The organism is Bacteroidota bacterium (assembly GCA_036522515.1).
In the GTDB taxonomy this organism is placed as follows: domain Bacteria; phylum Bacteroidota; class Ignavibacteria; order UBA10030; family SZUA-254; genus VBOC01.
Genome location: DATDFQ010000023.1, coordinates 1 through 21,305, shown reverse-complemented (window position 1 = coordinate 21,305; position 21,305 = coordinate 1). Strand labels below are relative to the sequence as shown.

10 protein-coding genes are annotated in these 21,305 nt (G+C 52.7%); 6 read left to right on the top strand and 4 right to left on the bottom strand.

Annotated elements, in window-relative coordinates; all coding sequences use genetic code 11:
• Nucleotides 1-696 precede the first annotated feature (696 nt).
• The gene (locus VI215_03425; GenBank protein ID HEY6191357.1) at nt 697-3,090 is read left to right on the top strand and encodes a hypothetical protein; all 2,394 of its coding nucleotides are present in this window, start codon (nt 697-699) and stop codon (nt 3,088-3,090) included.
• 39 nt (nt 3,091-3,129) lie between these two features.
• Complete coding sequence (locus VI215_03420) at nt 3,130-4,497, top strand: T9SS type A sorting domain-containing protein (protein HEY6191356.1); 1,368 nt, start codon at nt 3,130-3,132, stop codon at nt 4,495-4,497.
• A gap of 51 nt (nt 4,498-4,548) precedes the next feature.
• On the opposite strand, the gene VI215_03415 is transcribed toward VI215_03420, so the two are convergent.
• Nucleotides 4,549-9,135 (bottom strand): SBBP repeat-containing protein, encoded by a 4,587-nt coding sequence (locus VI215_03415; GenBank protein HEY6191355.1) that lies wholly within the window; start codon nt 9,133-9,135, stop codon nt 4,549-4,551.
• Between the two features lie 872 nt (nt 9,136-10,007).
• On the opposite strand from VI215_03415, the gene VI215_03410 reads away from it, so the two are divergent.
• From VI215_03410 to VI215_03395, 4 genes are all read left to right on the top strand, one after another.
• The gene (locus VI215_03410; protein HEY6191354.1) at nt 10,008-13,037 is read left to right on the top strand and encodes a two-component regulator propeller domain-containing protein; all 3,030 of its coding nucleotides are present in this window, start codon (nt 10,008-10,010) and stop codon (nt 13,035-13,037) included.
• The gene (locus VI215_03405; protein ID HEY6191353.1) at nt 13,034-13,693 is read left to right on the top strand and encodes a response regulator transcription factor; all 660 of its coding nucleotides are present in this window, start codon (nt 13,034-13,036) and stop codon (nt 13,691-13,693) included. The genes VI215_03410 and VI215_03405 overlap by 4 nt, the downstream gene beginning before the upstream one ends.
• A 296-nt stretch (nt 13,694-13,989) precedes the next feature.
• Complete coding sequence (locus tag VI215_03400; GenBank protein HEY6191352.1) at nt 13,990-14,325, top strand: response regulator transcription factor; 336 nt, start codon at nt 13,990-13,992, stop codon at nt 14,323-14,325.
• A gap of 384 nt (nt 14,326-14,709) precedes the next feature.
• Complete coding sequence (locus VI215_03395; protein HEY6191351.1) at nt 14,710-17,532, top strand: T9SS type A sorting domain-containing protein; 2,823 nt, start codon at nt 14,710-14,712, stop codon at nt 17,530-17,532.
• 368 nt (nt 17,533-17,900) lie between these two features.
• On the opposite strand, the gene VI215_03390 is transcribed toward VI215_03395, so the two are convergent.
• The 3 genes from VI215_03390 to VI215_03380 all read right to left on the bottom strand — a co-directional run bounded on the left by VI215_03390 (nt 17,901) and on the right by VI215_03380 (nt 20,993).
• The gene (locus VI215_03390; protein HEY6191350.1) at nt 17,901-18,275 is read right to left on the bottom strand and encodes a hypothetical protein; all 375 of its coding nucleotides are present in this window, start codon (nt 18,273-18,275) and stop codon (nt 17,901-17,903) included.
• A complete protein-coding gene (locus VI215_03385) occupies nt 18,256-18,669 on the bottom strand; it encodes a hypothetical protein (protein ID HEY6191349.1) in 414 nt (137 codons plus the stop codon). Before VI215_03385 ends, VI215_03390 begins: the two co-directional genes overlap by 20 nt.
• A 170-nt stretch (nt 18,670-18,839) precedes the next feature.
• Nucleotides 18,840-20,993: a phage/plasmid primase, P4 family gene (locus tag VI215_03380; GenBank protein HEY6191348.1), complete on the bottom strand. Its 2,154-nt coding sequence runs from the start codon at nt 20,991-20,993 to the stop codon at nt 18,840-18,842.
• Nucleotides 20,994-21,305: the final 312 nt, after the last annotated feature.

Below are 21,305 nucleotides of genomic sequence, written 5' to 3'. Positions count from 1 at the left end.
ACGGTTTGTGCCATGAGGCCCGCCGGCAAGAGGAGCAGGAGAATGGCAAGGAGCTTGCTCGCACGTTGGTTATTCATACGTCCTCCAAATGAGTTGTGGTTACATATGAATGATGGTGATTGCAATCTCGTGTAGGATAACTGCGCTTTCCCGCCTCCAAACCCACCCCTGCGTCTTCGGCGGGAATGTAATATATTTGTTATTAGAATCCAACCCTCGCGTCCCTACTGCCAGATTCCCTGGAAGTGCCGCATTTTCCCCGTTATTTGTCATCCTGAGCGCAGCGAAGGATCTCCGCTCCCTAAGGGATTACTCGTTCCCATGCTCTACCTTTTCCTCGGTACCGACTCAGTTCGGTCCTCTTTCCCCCCAGCTCGTCATGCTGACATGCCTTTGGTCAGCATCTTTCAACTCTTTTAAAAAGATCCCGACCTGGAAGATCTCGGGATGACAGCATTGGATGAAGGTGAGTCATTTGCAATATCCCCCCCCTCTTGACAATATCGTTTCGTTTTTCTATCATTGCTTTCCCCACCCGTCGAGACTAATTCGTCAAGGATCGGCACTCACTTTCAAACTCAAAATGGGTAAATCGTCCATTTCATTTTTTCGTGATTGTTATATGTAGGCGCATTGCATAGATTGCACACCACCCGGGGGGGCGAAGATCCACATCACTTACACAGGGAGACCATCATGAAACGCTCGCCGCTCTACTTTCTCATGCTCGCCATCTGCCTGCCCATGTTCACCACACCCGGGATGAGCCAGGTCCCGCGAAACATTAATTACCAGGGGGTACTCACCGACCAGAACGGCATCCCGGTCGATGGATCCAAGAGCATTGCCTTCCGCATTTACAACGTAGCGACGGGTGGAACACCTCTCTACAGTCAGGGGCCGCAGAACGTGAACGTGAAGAGCGGCGTCTTCAATGTGGTCCTTGGACCAATTCAGCTTCCGTTCGACGTTCCCTATTTTCTCGAAACTGTGGTTGAAGGGAGCACCTTAATTCCGCGCGCGGCGCTGGGAAGCGCACCGTACGGGATTCGGGCAGCCCGCGCCGACAGCGCGGGGCATGCGGATCATGCAAACAACTCCGACCACGCCAATAATTCGGATCACTCCTCCCGTTCCGATACATCGCATCACGCCGATCACTCCGCACGGTCCGACACATCGCACCATGCCAATCATTCTGCGCGGTCGGATACTTCGAACCGCTCGATGCGTTCCGATCGATCCAATCGTGCCGACACGACTGATCTGGCGGTGGCCGTGGCGAAAAACTCGGTGACTTCGGCGAGTATTCTTGACGGATCAATCGGGCTGATCGATATTGGTCAGAACGGGGCAACCTCGGGGCAGGTCATCAAATGGAACGGTTCAGGGTGGGTCGCGAGCAACGACGAGGGATCCGGAATCGGGGGAAGCGGGTGGACTGATGACGGCACGAATGTCCACCTGACAACGTCCAACGAGAACGTGGGGATCGGGACAACAACTCCGTCTCAAAAGCTCGAAGTCTCCGGGATCATCTATTCCACTGCCGGATTCGAATTTCCGGATGGAACTGTTCAATCTACCGCAGGCAACGGTAACTTTCTCCCGATCTCGGGTGGAACTATGTCGGGCCCAATCAGAAGCGTCGGTGATCCGCTAATTACAATGGGCAAAGGCAATTTTGGAAACGCAAACACCAATTCGGGTATTCAATCCTTCGTTGCGGGCAGCCACAACAGTGCCGACGGGGATTTCTCAGTGGTAAGTGGCGGGGGTGGGTTGGGAATCGGGGATTCAAATCGCGCCCTCGCACACCACACTACTGTCGGTGGGGGCTCCGGTAATAAGGCGACTTTCCCGTGGTCAACGATCGGTGGGGGCGCGAATAATCTTGCAACTGCCTTCTCAACGACGGTTGCCGGAGGGAGCGGTAATCGCGCAACGGGCACCGGTGGAACGGTCCCCGGAGGTTTCTCAAATGAAGCTGCAGGAGACGGCTCTTTCGCGGCAGGCGAGAAGGCACATGCAATACAGGGTGGTTCCATGGTCCTGTCGGGTACTCCGCACAACGGGACTGGTCAGGACATTTTCTCGGGCGGCACGGGTCAAATGGTGCTCAGAGCCGACGGCGGCATGTATGTCACCAATCGCGGCGGGACCGCGCCTTACGACACCTCCAGGCTCATCAACACGTCCGCCGGCGCTTACCTCACAACGAGCGGAAGCCTTGTGGTTCCGGGCCTGATACAATCTACAGGTTCCGGTTTCAGGTTCCCTGACGGCACATCACAAACCACCGCCGCGGCTGGCGGTAATAGTGGATGGTCGGACGATGGCAATGCGGTGCGCCTTGTAACCACGACAGATAATGTGGGAATAGGAACTTCCACTCCGTCGAGGAAACTTGAAGTGGCGGGAAGCGCGAAAGTGAGTGATACCCTTTTTGCAAACGCCGTGTCAAGCAACAATGCACCCCTCGCGATTCAGGCTGCCGGAACAACAAGAATGTTTGTTACCAATACCACTGGAAATATCGGAATCGGAACGGTCGCACCCACCGAGGTCCTTGAGGTGTCCGGGACTGCCAAATCCACCAGTCTCGTTCTCTCCGGACTGGGAAGCGCTGGTACACCGGCCGTGCGCATGGCTGCGGATCCGTCCACCGGGATATATTTTCCGGGCGTTCAACAAATCTCAGTGTCGACAGCAGGTGTTGCACGTCTGAACGTTACCCCGTCGATTGTGAGCGTGACCACTCCGCTTAGTGTAACCGGCAATACCACGGTCGCCGGTAGTTTGACCGTCGGGGGGGGAACGCCGATTGTCAAAGTGGTGAGTGTTACTGCGGTTCTCGATTTCCCCTCCACTTCGGCACAAACGAGCCGCGACACCACAATCTCAGTCTCCGGCGCGGCAATCGGTGACGCTGTTTCTCTCGGGGTGCCTCCGACGAGCATAACAACAAATTGTTCGTACATGGCTTGGGTACCCGTGGCGAACAACGTGACCGTCCGATTCATCAATTCATCGACGGGGGCGTTGAATCCCGCGAGCGGGATCTTTCGCGTTGCCGTTATGAAATTCTAACAGGTCCATCCGGCGATATCGAATGATATTGGAGATCATATGAATTCAAACTATGTGGCATGTCTGACCCTCGTCTGTCTGGGTCTGACCTCCGGAGTCAAATCTTGGTGCCAGCAACCTTTCACGCTGACTACCAGTTCGGTCGGAACAAGCAGCGGCGCTGCGAGCAGCTCATCCTTCAGGAGCTCCTACTCGGTTGGGATTGCCGCAGGAGGCGAGGTGTCTTCGAACACGTTCTGGACTTCAGCCGGTGTGGGCCCGATCGCAAGCCTGCTGGCTTGCCCGGTCTGGTGGATCTGCGGCACCGCGTTCTACGACGCAAACCTCAACGGCGTCCGGGACGACGGAGAATGTGCGATCCCCGGACGCTTGATCACAATTATGGGGCCGAACGACACCCTCAGCCTGACAACCGATGCGACCGGAGGGTTTTGTCACTCCTGCATCACACCTGGAAGGTACACAGTTTGCCAGGCACTTCCTCAGTCCACCGGGACGTGCAGATGGATCACCACGACACCCTGTCGAACCAGGGATGTCACTCAGCCGTGGAAGCCGGTCTTCGGAACCGCCTATTCCTGTATCACGGGAGGGAGGTCGATCGGATACTGGTCGAACAAGCGCGGCAGTGATTCGATCACATCAGACGACCTGGCCGAATTGCGAGCACTCAACCTGAGGAACCCGAACGGATCGGATTTCGATCCGGTGTCCGCGGGCCAGTACCAGACATGGTTGACGAGCGCGGCCGGCGCAAACACCGCGTACAGGCTTTCGGAAGAGCTGTCAGCGCTCAAACTCAATGTTGCTCATGGACTTGATATCCGATCTTCGGAGCTCGACAGCGGTGGCAGTATTATTGCAACGATGGAATTTGCCAACTGCCTGTTGGGCAATCCTATCGGGCAATGCGGCGGTCTCTTCGCCGGCCAGAATGGTGCGGCGACAGCCTCCGCCGGTCCCCTCAGGACCGAGCAGGACCGGGTCAGAAATGTTATTCAAAAGATCAATAACCGGTCGTTCTTCATACAACCTCCACCATGCAGTATTGCAGCCGATCACCACCCTCTGCATCAGGCTGATGGCACCGTCTCCGATGAACGCGGCACCGTCCCTCTGCCGCGCACCTATTCCCTCGAACAAAACTACCCGAATCCTTTCAACCCTTCAACAGTGATTCGGTATGCGTTGCCCGTCGATAGCCGGGTGACACTAAAGGTTTACAACGTGCTCGGACAGGAAATCGTAACACTGGTCGAAGGGGAGCAGAACGCAGGGTTCAAGTCGGTCGAGTTCGAAGCGGGGAGGTTGCCCAGCGGCGTTTACTTCTATAGAGTAGATGCCACGGGGATAGACCATCCAAATGAGACATTTTCAAGAATATTGAAGATGGTATTGCTCAAGTAGCGATCAGCAGTAAGATGGCGGTCGGGAAGCACCTTCGATCCTCCCCGGGCGCTATTTTATCAACGCCATCTTCTTCACATTCATGAATGTCCGTCCCGGATCGGCAACGCCTGAAGCATGGAGGCGATAAAAGTAGATCCCGCTCGTCACCCTCCCGGCGTTCCAGGTCTCCGAATAGTACCCGGCTTCCTTTGTTCCGTCGATCAGCGTGGCGATTTCCTGCCCGAGGGCATTATAGATTCTGAGAGTTACCCTGCTCGCCGCCGGCAACTGATACCTGATCGTGGCACTCGGATTGAACGGGTTCGGATAGGACTGCATGAGTGCGAACTCGCGGGGAATGCCTTTCCCGAGGCTCACGGCGTCCAGACCCGGAGGCGGAGGTGGAAGCTCTGTGATCGTGGGGTCGATGTGAATCTTCTCCGCTGCCACTGATCCACCTGAAGAGATCACGATCTTCCCGTCCTGGTTGACCCTCACCCAATACCCCTGCCCCGGCTGTATGGAAGTTACACCAGGATCGTATCCGGCACCGGGCACATAGCCGTAGAATCTTGACGTGACCATGCCGGGCGGATCGCTTGTCAGCGAATCTACAGGGACGGCAACGGAGACCGAGCCGATCATATTCCACCGTTGCACCACAGAGACTGTCTCAGTCGAGACTGTGGTCCCCTGGATCGTGGGGAAGTTCAGATCGCTGAATTTCACCCAATATCCCTTCCCCGGGGTGAGAGTGTCCTCAACCTGGTAACTTCCGGCATAACTGAATGCCCTCGAGATCGAGTTGGGGAAGAGCGTTCGGGTCCTTGGATCTGCCACCTTCCTCGGGAGTGAAACCAGCCGCCACGTCGGTCCGCCCGTGGCGGAGTCGATGGTAGTGAAGCTCCATGGCTGCGACCACTCTCCGTCGCCGGTGGAATCGGTGGTGCTGACCTTCCAATAGTAGGTGGTGCCATAGGCAAGCACTCCGGGAGGGACTGCCAGAAACGTATCCGCGATCCCGCCCTGATAATAGACAGTTGAATCGAACAGCGAATCGGCCGCGAGGGCGACATTATAGACGGGCGAAACGGAGGATATGCGCTTCACACCCCGGGAGAGATGGCCCGAGGGTGTCCACCCGAACGGTCCGGTGGGCGACCAGCCGGTCGCACCGTTCGGCGGGGAAGCCGCCACCGGCGCAGGTGCCGCCGGGAAGACCCCGTCCAGCTGCCAGACCCCCCTCCCGTATGTTCCCACACGAAGCGCGGTAATATTCCTGTCGAGTGAGATGGCGGGAGAATGCGGCAGGACGCTTCCAAGCGCCGACCACGCTCCTCCCCCGTTTGTGGTGATGAACACACCCGCATCGCTCGCGACAATGTACGGCCCGCCGGAGCCGGGCTGGACGTACATATCATTCACCGGCGCGTTGGGCAGATTCGTCCCATCGATCAGTCTCCATGTGGTACCGGTATCGCTCGATCGGTACACATGCCCGGAGACCACATCGCTGCCGATGAATCCGGAAAGCGTAACAAACACCACGCCCGCCGAATCGGGGTGAGGACGGATGCTCGTGACATAGAATGTCCACGGAACTGCAAGTTGCGACCAGCTCGTTCCCCCGCTCAGCGATCTGTAGAAGTCGGCCCCTGTCGACGCGTACATGATGGCCGAGTTGGGTTTGCTCTGCGCGAGCACCCTGATCACATTTCCGGACGCCATGGAAGGCGACAATTGATTCCAGGAGACTCCGGCGTCGGTGGACTTATACACCTGTCTCCTGCCCGTGTAGAAGACGCCCGCGGATCCCGCGTTGGCGACGATAGGGGCGATGAACGCCGAGTTCGATTCGTCGGCGGCGAGACCATAGGTGACGTTCGCCCCGCCGTCCTTTGAGTAGATGATGTGATCGAACTGAGTCTCCGTGACGAATTGCCGGGGATTCAACGGATGAAAGCAGGTGATACCTCCGTCGCCGCCGTTGAACCCCGACGGGGCGCCCCAGGTCTGTCCCCAGTTTGAAGTCCGCAGCACCCCGTTATCCTGCGCCCCTCCAAGAATCTGCCTCGAGCTTACGTTGGGCGATCCGATCGAGTAGAATTGTGTGACAGAAAGGAAGGTCGGGCTGTTCCGTGTGCTCCAGGTATTTCCCGCATCGGGCGAGTACCAGACGCCCCCGTCGTTCACAATGTAGATCTGGTTCGGGTTCGCCGGGTTGAAGGCAAAATTGTGCTGGTCGGGGTGGACCGTTCCGTTTCCGTAGGCGTTCGTCAGATTTACGAAACTCGCGCCGCCGTCTGTCGAGCGCCAGAGGTCGATCAAACCAATATACACATAGTTCGGATTATCGGGCTTGACGTAAAGATAGAAATCGTAGAATCCCTGCTTCGTATTTTCGGTGTTGGAATTAATTGTCGAGAGTCCGGCGCTGATATTCGTGAAGGTCAACCCAGCGTCGGTCGATTTATACAACCCTATCGTGTTGGTCCCGTCCGAATACCCTGCTTCATAGAGAATTGCGGGGGCCTGCTTGCAGATCGCAATCTGATTTCTCGTCCTTATTGTCAGTCCCACGCCAAGCGCAAAATGCTTGCCCCCGTCGTAGGAGATTTGGTAATTCGAGCCGTTTCCAACCGCATAGATCGTATCCCCCGTGGGGGAAGCAACGATGTCATCGCACCTTCCGGAAACCGATTGCGTCCAGGATTGCCCCCCGTTGGTGCTCCGGTAGATTCCTCCGGAGCCGTCGCTGGCATGCGACGATCTCCCCAGTGCCGCGAGGACATAGCGTGAGCGGGATCCGTACCTGATCGTCGAGTACTGAGATTGAGCGTCGCCTGTCACGTACACATCCCCTTTCTTGACGGCGATTGCGGATGCGACATCTCTTGCGAGGCCGATATTCGAATCGAATCTCCGGACCCAGGCGGTGTCCCCGTTCGGTTTGTACTTGATGGTGAAGTAGTCGAAGTTCGTGGCTCCGCCGAAACTGAAACCGGTCACATAGACATTGCCGCTATCGTCGAGCGTCATCGCCGTGGAGTTATCGTTGCCGTTTCCCGGACCGTTGTAGGTTCTTCGCCAGATGGAATCGTTGGTGTTGAGATTGTATTTGATCAGACTGGCATCGAACCGGCCCGTTCCGGGGGTGAAGCCCGCGACATAGGCACCGGTGCGGCTCACCCTGATCACTTTTCCGAAACTCGAGTCGCCGGGAACATTGTGTCTTGCGACCCACCGCTGCGTCCCGTTGGCGGTGTAGGAGAGCGTTGCGATGCCGTAGTGGTCGTTATGATCGCCCGGATTGACCAGGAAGGGAACCACGCCTGTGACGAACACATTCCCTGCGGTATCGGTCGTTATATCGAGAGGCTGGCTGAATGTGAACGTGTTGGTATCCGTCGGATCAGAATAGTACTTGCTCCAGAGAGGAAGGAATGTTCCCTCGTCGATTCTCTGAATTTTGTACGCAGTCGGATGGGGCTGGCGATTCGTATCCACATCCATATTCGCCACGAAGATATTGTCCGTCAGGGAACTCGTCGTATCGATGACGATGGCGTTGGTGGCGCTTGGGCTGGGACCGAGGCTGTGCATGTCGGTGTAGGAGCGGAAAAGAGGGTCGGGCGTGGACAGATCATAACTGTACTTCACGAGAGACATTTGCTGATCCACGTGCCCGGTATCCTCCGTCGCGCCCACCACGTACACACTTCCGTTTCTATTGAGGGCGATGCCTGCAGGATAGGTGGCACTGCCTCCGCATTTCGTTCCGCTGAACCGCCTCGCTCCGAGGGAATCCCCGTTCGGTCCGCACCGGACCGTGAGCCAATCGCGGCAGGTGTTCCCAGCCCGCCAGCTCTTTCCGGTAACGTAGATGTCTCCGAACTTGCTCACTACCATCGCGGAGGCGAAATCATCCTTCCCTTGTCCGTCAAAATACCGGACCCACCGTTTGTCCCCGCACGAATCGTATTTCACAACCATGAAGTCATATCCGTGAGAGCTTCCATTATACATTGTGCCCGCCACGATCACATTTCCGGAGTCGTCGACCGATATCCCGACCGGCGCATTCCCGCCGTCGGTGCCGATCCCCTTATAGGTGTCGTTCCAGGTGATCACAGGTGGGTTCGTATCCCTGGAGCTTCCCGCAATGATCCTTGAGAAGTAGGAATTCGTGGGAAGGACGGAGGTAAACCTTGTCCAGGTCTCCCCTCCATCGGTCGATTTCAGGAGACCCGCACCATAGTATGAATCGGCCGAGTACGCAGCTTCACCCGTACCGCAGTAAACGGTCTTGTAATCACAAGGATCGAGGGCCAGGGCGCCTGAGGAGAGAGACTTCTGTGTATCCGTCTTCGCGATCCAGGTGGTTCCGCCGTTGGTGGTTTTCCACACCCCGCCGTTTGCCGCTCCGATGTAGACCGTCTGAGGATTGTCCGGATCAATCGCGACTGTTTCCATCCGCCCGGAGATCGTGTCGGTCTTTGCGGGATCTGTGCTCAGGTTCCTGATCGCCGACCTCGGGCCTATCGGCTGCCAGCCGGAGACAGCGGTTTTGTAAAAGCTGAAGGGACTCTCCAGCCGCTTCGCTTGGTCCATCGCCTTAACGTAGGCCCCTTCGGGGATATAGTTCCGCGGAAACATTCGCTGCTCGTAGAACCAACGTTCTTCCTGGAACCTCTCAGATTCCTTAAGAAGGTCGGGAGCTCTGTCGAATGGGTTGTCCTGGATGGAGGGTTTCTGTGGCTGCGATAAGGCAACCGCGATGGGGAGAAAACAGAGAAGGGTTGCAGATCGGGTCGCAACAGTCCGCAAGGGGAACGCGAAGGACTTACTGATCATAGATCCTCCGGCATGGTGCCGTTTGCTAAGAGATTATCGCTTCCCCGCGCAGAATTCCTCCAAATGAACCTATCCCTGCGCGAGAAGTCGCTGGCGTACCCCCTGGAGGCATAAAGCTAAGAATTACTGATTTGGGAGTCAAGTGGATGGTGGGATTGGTGCGTATTATTTTGTCATCCTGAGCGAAGCGAAGGATCTCACAGGTAGTCATGCGGAGATGGCTCGCCCCACTCCGTTCTACTCAGGATGACATTTCCGTTGAATGTGAATCACGGAGACATTTTGGGGCACCTCTTGACTCGCTTTTGTGGCATCACCGGACAGGATTTCCATTTCGGCCCTGCAAAACCGGCAATTATAATTGTCGTCAGGCGGCAATCCTAATCGTCGCTAATCGGGGCTCTTTCTTTCGAGCCAGTTTGGTATCAGCCCGAACCCGAATTCCCCCCCGGAAACGGCATCCACACTCGGCCCGCATTGCCCGATTGCGATTCGAACTTGCTATCATCCGCCTGATCCTGTATATTCGTACAACAGTTGCAATTCATCCGCAACCGGGCCACCTCTCCCCTCCCCGGACCAATAACCATATGAGGCCCTTAAGCGGAATCGTTTGCGATCATTTCCTGGATGACATCCCGGACATGTATCCCGTGAGGACTGAGGAGGCCGTATTGAAATCGTTTCTGAGGGGCTTCTTATTCCTTTTTTTGTGGATACTTTCCGAGAGTTCATCTTACCCCCAGGTCTACTCTTTCCGTACCTACACCGCGCAAGACGGACTTGCCTCAAACATTGTGTATACGATTTGTCAGGACGCCCGGGGATACATGTGGTTTGGTACATCCGAGGGCATAAGCATTTTCGATGGTCAGTCATTTCGTAATCTCACAATGCGCGAGGGATTGCCGGACAACGCCGTGCATCAGATTTTCGAAGACCGAATTTCCCCCGGAACAATATGGATCATTACCCATAATGCTCATCTCTGTAAATGGCGCGATGGTTCGTTTACTGATATTACTGCTCAAACCCGATTGCATCCGGAGATACTGGGGAACGTGATCCAGGATCATCTGGGGCAATTGTGGTCTGTGTCAAACCTGGGTATTGTTCAGATTCTGGGCGATTCGGTGCGACACGCCGCTCCCCAAATTAAAAGTGGCACAATATTCGTGGGAGAAACTCGGGATGGTATCCTGTGGTTTGTTAGCGACGGATGTGAGCTGACGTCATACTTGCCTACAACAAATCAATACCACACCTACACCGTTCCTGTCAGCGAGGGTTCCTGGATCATGTCTGCTTATGTCGACGACAATGGCAGCATCTTTCTTACGTTTTTCCCCGAAGGATACACGTACATGTACCATGATGGACATCTCCTCGGGAGGCGAAAGTTAAAGGATCACTTTCTCGTGAGTAATTCCCACAAGAATGTTTTCAAGTTGGGTGCGGGAATGGGTGTCGTCTCAGAAAATGAATTCCTTACCGCACCACTTCTGAAGTTTTCGACTAGCAATGGGCTATTGTCGAACGACATTCGGAGCGGATTTATTGACCGTCAAGGCAATTTATGGTTTGCAGCATTTCCAAAAGGGGTTGCAAAACTGGCGGCCAAGCATTATGTTCGGTTTCCCTTGAGACCCTTGATCGCGTATGGCCATGAGGTGATCGCATCCGACAGCAATAATCACATCTGGGCTGCCACGGCGTGCTCATTGGATGAATTTTGGCGCGATTCCTCATTGACATGGCACAGATACACTCACCGCTTCGCGAAAAATGATTCTGTCATTTCAGTGGTGGTTGATTCGAAGAACAAACTGTGGATTGAGGCCGGCGGGTGGAAATCGCATTTGGAACAATTTGATCTCAGCGTCGATCAGTCGGGGCTGAACCCAACCAAGCTCTCGCGGATCACACGGATCTCTCTTGAGCAATTCAAGGGAAGTTTCTCAATGGGATTCATCGTTGACCGGCATGGAGGCGTTTGGATAAGTTTCGACCGGGCGGATCATGTCTGGAAGTATGGGGGCACTCTCCACGTCGCCCCGAACCGGCTCAAACCAATCATTCGAGAATATAGACAGATCGACGGAGCAAGCGAAAACTATGTGCGGAACCTGTACGAGGATACCCACGGAAACATTTGGGGACAAACTTATGCCGACGGGATTATCAAGCTTTCTGCAGAAGACATTGCAAGGGGAAAGTTTCGACGGTATACGACTGCGGAAGGCTTGCCGGACAATGATATCCGGTCGCTCGCCGGTGATCGTGCAGGAAAAGTGTGGGTAGGAACGGCGGATAACGGCGTGGCAGTTATCGACCACGACTCGATACATACACTTTCTGTCAGGGAGGGTCTTCCGAGTAATCGCATCGGAAGTATCTTTGAAGACCGGCGCGGAAGGGTTTGGGTCGGAACCGGACTCGGCTTTGCAGTTCAGGAAAGACCGGGTTCGTCCACTTTCGATCGCCGCGACGATCTTCCCCAAGAGCACATCCCTGCGAGCGGCATGACCAGGAACGGCATTTTGTGGTTCATTTCGGGGGATTATGAACTCTACTTCTATGACACGAATTCTGATACAATTCCGCTCATTCCTCCGCCGACGTATATTAAGGAGCTTAGAGTGAATGGCGACGTTTACCCGATAAGCCGGCAGCTTAGTTTTTCGTATGATGAGAATAATATTGAGGTTGGATTCATTGGTTTGAGCTTCGAAGATGAACGCGAGGTTCGGTATCGTTACAGACTTCAAGGTCTGGATAATCGCTGGAATGGACCCTCTAAAAATCACTCGGTGGTTTATGCGCATTTGGACCCGGGCCAGTATGTTTTTCAAGTGAATGCCATAAATGCGAGCGGCGTAGAAAGCGCCCTGCCCGCGACGCTTGCCATTACGATACATCCCCCGGTCTGGCGTACCTGGTGGTTTGTGTCTTCTGCAGCACTGCTCTTCGTGGCCATCGGACCGGTCATCTATTACCGCAGAGTAGCGAAGCTGAAACTTCAGAAGCTCGAAGAGGAGCTTTTCTCACGGCGGCTGATTCAATCGCAGGAGGACGAACGTAAGCGCATCGCCGCCTCTCTTCACGACGGTCTGGGACAAGATCTCCTGATCATCAAGAACAAAGCCGATCTGGCGATCCTGGAATCGTCAGCGGGAGAAGACACCGGCCGCTATGCCGACATCGCCGGGGTCGCGTCGGAAGCTATCGAGGCGGCCAGAGATATCGCTCACAATTTGCGTCCCTATCAAATCGATCAGCTCGGGCTCACCAAGGCGATCGAGTCGATCACACAACGGGTATCGAAATCATCCACAATCGCCTTCTCCGCCTCCATAGATGATATCGACAATCTCATGACGAAGGAATCAGAAATCAATCTCTACCGCATCATACAGGAATCCGTGAACAATGTGCTGAAGCATTCGGGGGCCAGGACGTCGGCAGTACGTGTACGTCATGAAGCACACAGGCTCCTTGTGAATGTGGAAGATGACGGCAGAGGTTTTAATCCGAGGGAGCCGGGCAAGAACCAGCAGGATCAATCGGGATTCGGGCTCAAGGGAATTGCCGAACGGGTAAAGATCCTCCGCGGCGAGTTCTCGATGCACTCATCTCCAGGATCCGGGACGAAACTCACAATCGAAATACCGGTAGGTGACACGAATACTGGCTCTGACAAATGACACCTCCCGAGGCTACAACCATACTCCTGGCCGACGATCATCCCATTTTCCGCAGAGGGCTGAGGAATCTGATCGAGTCGGATACGACACTGAGGGTCATCGCGGAATGTGAGGAGGGCAGGAGCGCGATGGAAAAAATCCGTGAATTGCGGCCCGAGGTGGCTATTCTTGATGTGAACATGCCGGCAATGAACGGAATGGAGATCGCCAGGATCTGCCGCGATCAGGGCCTCCAGACGCGCATCATCTTTCTCACGATGTATAAGGAGGAGGATATGTTCAATGCGGCGCTGGACGCGGGAGTGCTTGGGTACGTGCTGAAGGAAAACGCCGTTGGCGACATCCTGCAATGCATCAGAACCGTGAAACAGAACAAGCACTACATCAGTCCGAATATCTCCGAGTTTCTCGTCAGCCGAAACGACCGCGTAACAGCCTTCCATGATTCACACCCTCTCCTGGACCGGCTCACAGAATCGGAGCGCCGTATTCTCAAGCTGATTTCTGATAACCGCACGAGCGCACAGATCGCAGATGTCCTGCATATAAGCGAGAAAACGGTCGAGAACCACCGCAATAATATCTGCAATAAGCTGAATCTCCACGGCACTCACAGCCTGGTGAAATTCGCCATCGAGAATAAATCCACCCTCTGAGACGGCACCGGATCTGAAGCGTTCCCCTTAGAGTCCCGGAAGTCCTCGTTCCCCCCCGGTATTCCCCTCAACGAACGGGAAGCGATCCCGAAATTTGAGACCTTTCCCCCATGTCGAATGAGGGGATTCCCCTATTTCCGCTGTGCGTTCCATGAGTTAAATTGTCGGATGTTTCCCGGGGGGGGGCAACTTCGTACCGTGAAGCTCCGGCTCCGTAACCATGTTTCCCGTACCGATTTCTTTTCGATGGTGACGATGTCGTCACAGATCGCAATGCACGACGGCGAAAACTCCCGATGAACATCATGATTGTAGACGATAACGCAAAAATGAGGGGGATGATAAGGAGTTTCCTGTCCAAGAGCGTCCAGCAGGTTGTCGAGTGTGCAGACGGGAACGAGGTACTAGCTGCGTATGAAAGGCACCAACCCGATTGGATTCTGATGGATGTCGTCATGAAGGAGGTCGATGGGATTACAGCCACGAAGGCATTAAGACGATCATTTCCCGAAGCGAAGGTCATCATCCTCACACAGTACGATGACACCGAGGTGCGCGCACAAGCCGAACACGCTGGCGCCGTTGGTTTTGTGCTGAAGGAGAACCTTTCGGAGCTCCTGAGGATTCTATAAATCTGACCCTTCGTTGGCGCATGGATAGAATTGCTCTTGCGCGATAGCCGGATTCGGATTCATGACCGGTATTCAATGGACCTGGTTCGAGCGAGCGAAATTTCACACGGCGGTCTAAATCAATATGTCAATTTCATCAGAGGAGGACGTTGGGGGGAAGATCAAGCAATCGCTGTAGGCTTTTAGGATGCTCGGGGTGATGTCGACGATTAATTCACATATCAACAGAACCAAATTTATGAAGGAGTATTTGTCATGAATGCAGATGGACAGTACAGAAAAAGATATCACTTCGTGAGGAGTGTGGTCATTCTTCTTGGCCTCCTTACCTGCACCATTCTCCTCCCGAATATATCAAGTGCGACCCATTTTCGTGGCGGCACCATGAGCGCCACGATTAATGCCGGCGGTGTTGTCACGATTACGGCGGAGACGCGCTGGCGTAAAGGAGGAGAGCCAGACGAGATTTTCCCCCTCAGTGGAATTGTCCGACCGAACGTAGGAAACAACAGCAATCCCCTCCCCGAATTCGATGTCCTCGACGGTACGACACGAGCGATATTACGTACTTCGAGGACGACCAGCTCTGGCTTTAATTCAGCACTTCAGATTGATATGTCTGGAACAACCACGGCTATTGATTCTTCTGATCCACAGTTTGATATCAGAAGGCAGGTGTTCACAGTCGATTTGCCGGGGCTGGGACTCGGAACCGGGCATTATATTCTGTATTGGGTCGACGGTGACTGGGTTGATGCAGTTGCCAATCTTTCTTACCCTGCACATTTTTCACTTGAGTGCGCCATCATTTATGATGGCTCCCCACACTCCACCCCCCAGATAACCGCCCCGATTCCGCATTTGGTTACCAAGGGACTGGAATACAAGGAAAACCTGGGTGCGACCGGGAGTTCAGCTCTCAGTTACAGTTTCATTGTCGGATCCGCAGATCCATTCTTCGGACCCAGCTCTCAGATTCCGGGTATAACGCTCAACAACTCTGGGCAAGTGGACATTCCGGCTTCTTCAACGAGTACGCTCCGGGATATCAATCCCGCCGGCCAACCGGGAGCGGACTATGTATTCGATGTCAGGATCACCGATGCAGATGGTGAGTCGGTCGAGGAGGACGTACTCCTGGATGTCATTACTCCCAATGATGTCCAGGCTATCGCCATCACAGAGCCCGACCCCAATGGGGTCGTTGAGAATGTGCCTGCCATCCCCGTTGTGATCGTGCAAAACAATACCCCTTTTGCCACTGAATCTTATCCTGTTCGTTTGAGAATTCGTCAGCTCCCCGCACAAAACATTGTCTATGAGCAATTCGTGTCGAATTCACAAGGACCTTATGGAACATCAACCGATACGTTTCCGTCATGGAACCCGACACCGGGAGGTACTTACCGGTTGATTGCAGTCACTCTTCGCCCAGGCGACCTGAACTCTGGGAATGACGCATTCTCACGCGAGCAGATAGTGGTCCCTGCCGGCGACATCGTTTCTATCTCTCCCGGCGGCCAATGCTACGATTTCGAGACCGGTGCTCAGGGTTGGTTTGGCGCAGGAGATTTCGTTCTTGCCACCCCCGCAAAGACACAGCTCAATGCCGCCCACAGCGGAACAAATGCTTGGATCACAAAAACGGTCGGCAATTACACCGACTTCTGGGTATCCGCCGTCTATTCTCCGATATTCGACCTTTCCGCCCTCCAGGATGTCTACCTCAGCTTTTTCCATAACATCCAGACGGAGCCGAGTTGGGATGCGAGCATCATGGAATACACAACAGACAATGGGGTTACCTGGCTGCAGCTAGGATCACTTAACGATCCCCATGGACTGAATTGGTATAATGAGTCGGTCTACCAGAATGCCGCGGGCAGCCCGACTTGTTTCGACTTCAATGCAGCAAACGTATTCCGGTTTCTTGGGGGGGCAACCGGTCCGAAATGGACGAGCAATGGCGACTGCGGGGGCGTCGACTCGCCCACCGGCCCCGGCCGATATTACTTTGCTCAGCGGCAAGTATCAAGCGAGGTCGGTGGGAAGCCGCATGTCCGATTTCGTTACCGAACATTCGCAGACGCAGGAGGGAACTATGAAGGTTGGGCATTTGATGATTTTTGCATCACGGATCAACCGAAAAACACCGTGAGCGGAAGAGTGACGGCAAGTTGCCCCGCTGCAGGGACAGGAATGGATGGAGTCCGTGTGGATGCTTACTCTGCTGGCACTGGTGACCTGGTGCAGACCACCGTCACAGACCCACAGGGAAACTATCGTCTGACCAATCTTCCCGCGGGAAATTACACGATCACCATCGTCACCCCGCTCGGATACACGGCAACGAGCGAGGAAATCGTTGCGACGGTTACCGATGGGGGACGGACTACCGTGAACTTCTCCCTGAATTGCATCACCATCGTTGCCAACACCCGTTCCATTGGCTTCTGGAAACATGAAGTCGGCGTCGCTACGGGGGACAAGGGTTCTTCACAGTTCAGTTCCTCGGCGCTGTGCGGGTTCCTCAATCTGATTAACGAGCACTTCAACAATAACCTCATAAATCAGGTCGTTGTATACCAGCCCCCTTCATCGGGTCAATGCAGTGACAAGCTTCAGGTCGCAAAGAACCTCCTTAATCTCGTTGGCTCGCAGGCGATGATTGCACGGGCGCGGCAGCAACTCATGGCGCTCCTGCTGAACATTGCGGCCGGGTTTACGAGCCAGACTCAAAAGATCAGCGTGGACGGAGCGTCGGTGTCTCAGGCCGTCACCTACTCTGACCATATTTTGGACAGCACAAACGGCAATTTCGAGAATGCGAAGGCCATCTGCGATCTCATTAACAATATGCAGACAGTAGCTGCGGGGGTCATACCGCTGACGACGATCAATATCGGATACAAGGCGGGGCGAAATAATCAGATCGAACTCCCCGACAAATTCGCGCTTGGTCAGAATTACCCCAATCCGTTCAATCCGACTACCGTCATCCAGTACGCTTTGCCCCATGATGCATTCGTAACATTAAAGGTGTACAACACGCTTGGGGATGAAGTGCTGACGCTGGTGAACCGGGAACAAACCGCCGGCTATAGATCTGTCACCTTCAATGCAGCGACGCTTCCGAGCGGGATCTATATCTACCGGTTCGTTGCCGGAGGATTCTCAGATGTCAAGAGAATGCTTCTGGTGAAGTAATCGGGGGGTGGTTTTGCCGATCGGCGGAGGGGCGCAGCGGAGGCATGCGCCCCTCCTTACGATTGGAAATCTCCAACCGAGTATCGGGCAAGGATTTATGGTGATCAGTAGTGAGAACGGTATTGCGGTAGGCGTTATTAGCATATGTAGCGGGGGAGAAAACATCGAGCCACTCACAGATTTCCATCACGTAATCGACATCCCATTAAGCCACTAGTTACCCAGAAATGACGTTCTCCATCCTCGTATCTCCTCTATAATAGGTCCGGCGCTCCCGCCGGACTTAGTATAGAGGCGGCCGGGACGGAACAAAAAATCCCGACCCGCAAACATGCCGACCGGGATTGATTGAAACGCTCCAATTTGTTTTAACTGATTTCTTTCACCTTTAATGTGACGCTCGGAGTCTTCTTTGATTTTTTGTACGGCAACTGCAGATAGAGCGCTGCTGCCACAAGAGCCCCTTCCGGCACGTAAACGTTTTGGCCACCCTCTTTTGCATAATCCTCAGCTCTGTGCTTTAATTCATGCGAATGAGCATTGCGATCGTTTTTGAATCTTGATCTTATCTCATAACATTTCTGTAACATATGGCATGATACTAAAAAGGCGTAATAGTAGCTCCTTAAATTGGCATGTTCTGCGCCGACGCTATAGGTTCTATCAACGACGCCGATACCGTGCGTTGTTAAGTTTGGATATTTGTCTACAAACGTTTTAAATTCATTTTCTGTTACTGTCATATTCCATTAGTTCCTTTATTTGATTTTGTACATCTAAAACTATTCCAGGACTATTATCTACGCGTTTATAGGGCAGGCCAAGATGGATCAAAGCTGCGATTACAGCGCCCTCCGAAATAAATAAATTCCGCTCGTTCAGGTTGAACCAGTATTCTCCGATTACGTGCGCTAATCTGAAGGATCCCCGCATGTCATCTTCTAGGTGCGCGTAGTTCTTCTCATTTGACAAGAAATCCATGGATGCCTGGAATGGTTCAAACTGATTGTATAATTGGCTACGGCGCGTCTCATAATTCCAAGGATGGCTCTGAACGCCGAATCCTTCGACTGTTAGTTCAGGATGTTCATCTATTAAGTTGTAAAATTCTTCTATTGTTGTCGTTTTTGGATTCATTATTGATATTTTCCCCTAAAAATTAAAAGCTTAAAAGTTAAAGGCATATTTATACTAGTTTTATTTATCATATTTTCTTCCATTGAATTTAGTTAAATCTTTTAAGTCTTAAGTTTTCCATCAACCTGCATTGATTTCACAGAAAATCGACTTAAAACTTGCTTAAGAGCTTAAGAGTTTGCCCTCAATTGCACCTCAAGACTGTCGATAATCCCGTACACGCAGACCTGGTTGTTCATGCTCGCCTCGGATTCGACTCTGAGCTTGCATGTTGTACGTAGTGCGTCTGCGAATCTGATCTTACCGAGAGACTTGTAGCCCGAATACTTACACCATTCTTCATATTCCGAATATAGGAGCTTCAGCGGAACTTTGTCAGTGCTGTTTCCGCGGTCGTAGCGTTCGCATGCAAATTCCGCGACGGAACTTATCTTCGTTATAGCACTTTTGCGCTGATCAATCAGGACCTTCGGAGTCTCGATTGAGATGTGTCCGTCGGATCGTACAATGGTGTCGAACTTTGCTACGACGCGGTTAAATATCCCCGGTAATTCTGCAGCCAGCTTTTCATCTAGCCGCGTATCCATATTCTTTTCTGCCACTGTATTTTTAAACGGAATGAACACAAACCTTTCCAATACGGATGGACCTACGTCCGAAAATCGTGGCAACTGGTTCGCCAGGACTATTAACCGGGCGTAGTTTTTGAAATTGATCTTATCCTTATTTTTGTATTCAGCTGTGATCTGATCCCCACCGCTTAACTTCTTGATCATCGTCATGTCTAGATCGTCCGTTTGCATCTCTGTTGAGAAATTCACGAGCTTGCCCTTTAAATGGATTGGGCTAAATTTGTCGTGCGCGAGGACATGAACATCCTGAAATGCCACGTTTTCGTCACCCAGCATTGAGGTCATGCACCTATTGAGAGTACCCTTTCCGTTTCTACCTTCACCAAGCCAGATCCACACCTTCTGGAATTCATAACTCGGAATCAGCAGATAGCACCATAGCTTCAGTATGTAATCTACGATCCTATAATCCTTGCTGAACGACTCCTGCATAAATTTGTCGAACACAGGACATGTAGCTTTTGGATCGTACGCAAAGGGGAGCTGTATGCTTGATTTGAATTTGTCTGTATGCGGTGTGAGCGTACGGCTCACGAGGTCGAATATTCCATTCCGCAGGTTAAGTTTGTACGTCTCTGCATTTAATCTGCCGGCAAATCTTATGTAACCTTCGAGCTTCAACCGTTCCAGGAGCGCATTTAGTCCGTGGTTTGTAACATCTTCCTTCGGAAAATAATAAGGCAAGAACTGGCAAATCATTGCTTTCAACATTTCCGTGTCGATCTGCTTGTACACGCCGTTCGCATATTGGTAAAAAGCCTTTTCTTCAATCACATACAAAAGAGTGCTAAAGTGTTTTCCCACTTTTTCAACGGCAAAACTTTCCACGTATTTTTTCTTTTGATCCGCCTTTGGATCAAAAGTGTATGCAAACGCGATAGGACTCCGCCGATTTATCGCTTTAATGGCATCGCACAATTTATCCGGACCGCAGATATTCTCGCACAGTTTTGGCTTATAGCCGCTATCTGCCATCGTGTCCATGTAATATTCCGTCCTATCTTTATCGTAATTCCCTTGAGTTTTCAGGATGTCATGGACTTTCTTCTTCCCATCATCGCCAAATGCTGTTGCAATAGATCCTAGGGCGACGCGGTCATCATGCCGTATCAGTTCGCCCGTCTTACCTTTTTGTTCAATCTGCTTTAGAACCTTGCAATGCTTGGAGATTTTGTTCCAGCCCTGAAGGTTCAAATTCGAATAACTATACAAATTATTCTCATCTACGGTGCTAACAGGTGCTGTTAGTATCTTTTCTTCCATAGCATGCTTTAGCGTGGCCAATTTCTGATTCGACGCGATTGTGGAAGGATCTTTACGCCTTACGTCCACCCGGATACTGCCCGCCATGGTTCTAATGTCATCTATCGATTTCTCCTGCAATTCATTGAATGTAAGTGGAATCGCAAATAGACTCGAGTTTTCATGGAGAGTGTTTTCCAAGCGTATTATGCTTACATGCCCATAAATGGTGTAATCCACGAGATAACTGAATTCGCCTGCAAGCTGTTCAACGATCATCTTATGTAGGCGGGGGAGATCCTTTGAAGGAGTAAATCCACCAAATAGTTCCGCCGGGACCTGGAGATGAAAGCCTTTATTGCCGCTAAAGCATATCGATAGGCTTGCAGGCTCTACAGAATAGTTTGTACGCAGATTCTCGATAATATGAATTGCCGCTACCCGCGCCATTTCTATATCGTCTTGCGAGTCTATGTCTATAGAAATGCAATCAGCGCCTACGGCGTCGCGATATCCTGTAATGCTGGATTTACCGGTCTCAAGGCGTTTTGCTTCGCAGTAGTCTCTAATTTTACTGGAATGAAGAAAAACTGATTCGAAGGTTTGCGACTTTCCAACGAGTGGTCTTTACCCCGTTGTTGAGACAGTTTCCGGTATAGCCAAGGTGGATATTTTGTTGTGAAAATGTGCTTCGATCTCCTCCGGTGTTCTGTAGCCGATGGAGGAGTGAAGCCGTTTTTTGTTGTAGACGATCTCGATAAA

What these genes read in the sequence shown, in the direction of transcription:
- VI215_03400 (HEY6191352.1), top strand. Translation starts at nt 13,990, where the DNA reads ATGAACATCATGATTGTAGACGATAACGCAAAAATGAGGGGGATGATA.
- VI215_03425 (HEY6191357.1), top strand. Translation starts at nt 697, where the DNA reads ATGAAACGCTCGCCGCTCTACTTTCTCATGCTCGCCATCTGCCTGCCC.
- VI215_03420 (HEY6191356.1), top strand. Translation starts at nt 3,130, where the DNA reads ATGAATTCAAACTATGTGGCATGTCTGACCCTCGTCTGTCTGGGTCTG.
- VI215_03390 (HEY6191350.1), bottom strand. Translation starts at nt 18,275, where the DNA reads ATGACAGTAACAGAAAATGAATTTAAAACGTTTGTAGACAAATATCCA.
- VI215_03395 (HEY6191351.1), top strand. Translation starts at nt 14,710, where the DNA reads ATGAGCGCCACGATTAATGCCGGCGGTGTTGTCACGATTACGGCGGAG.
- VI215_03380 (HEY6191348.1), bottom strand. Translation starts at nt 20,993, where the DNA reads ATGGCGCGGGTAGCGGCAATTCATATTATCGAGAATCTGCGTACAAAC.
- VI215_03405 (HEY6191353.1), top strand. Translation starts at nt 13,034, where the DNA reads ATGACACCTCCCGAGGCTACAACCATACTCCTGGCCGACGATCATCCC.
- VI215_03385 (HEY6191349.1), bottom strand. Translation starts at nt 18,669, where the DNA reads ATGAATCCAAAAACGACAACAATAGAAGAATTTTACAACTTAATAGAT.
- VI215_03415 (HEY6191355.1), bottom strand. Translation starts at nt 9,135, where the DNA reads ATGTTTCCGCGGAACTATATCCCCGAAGGGGCCTACGTTAAGGCGATG.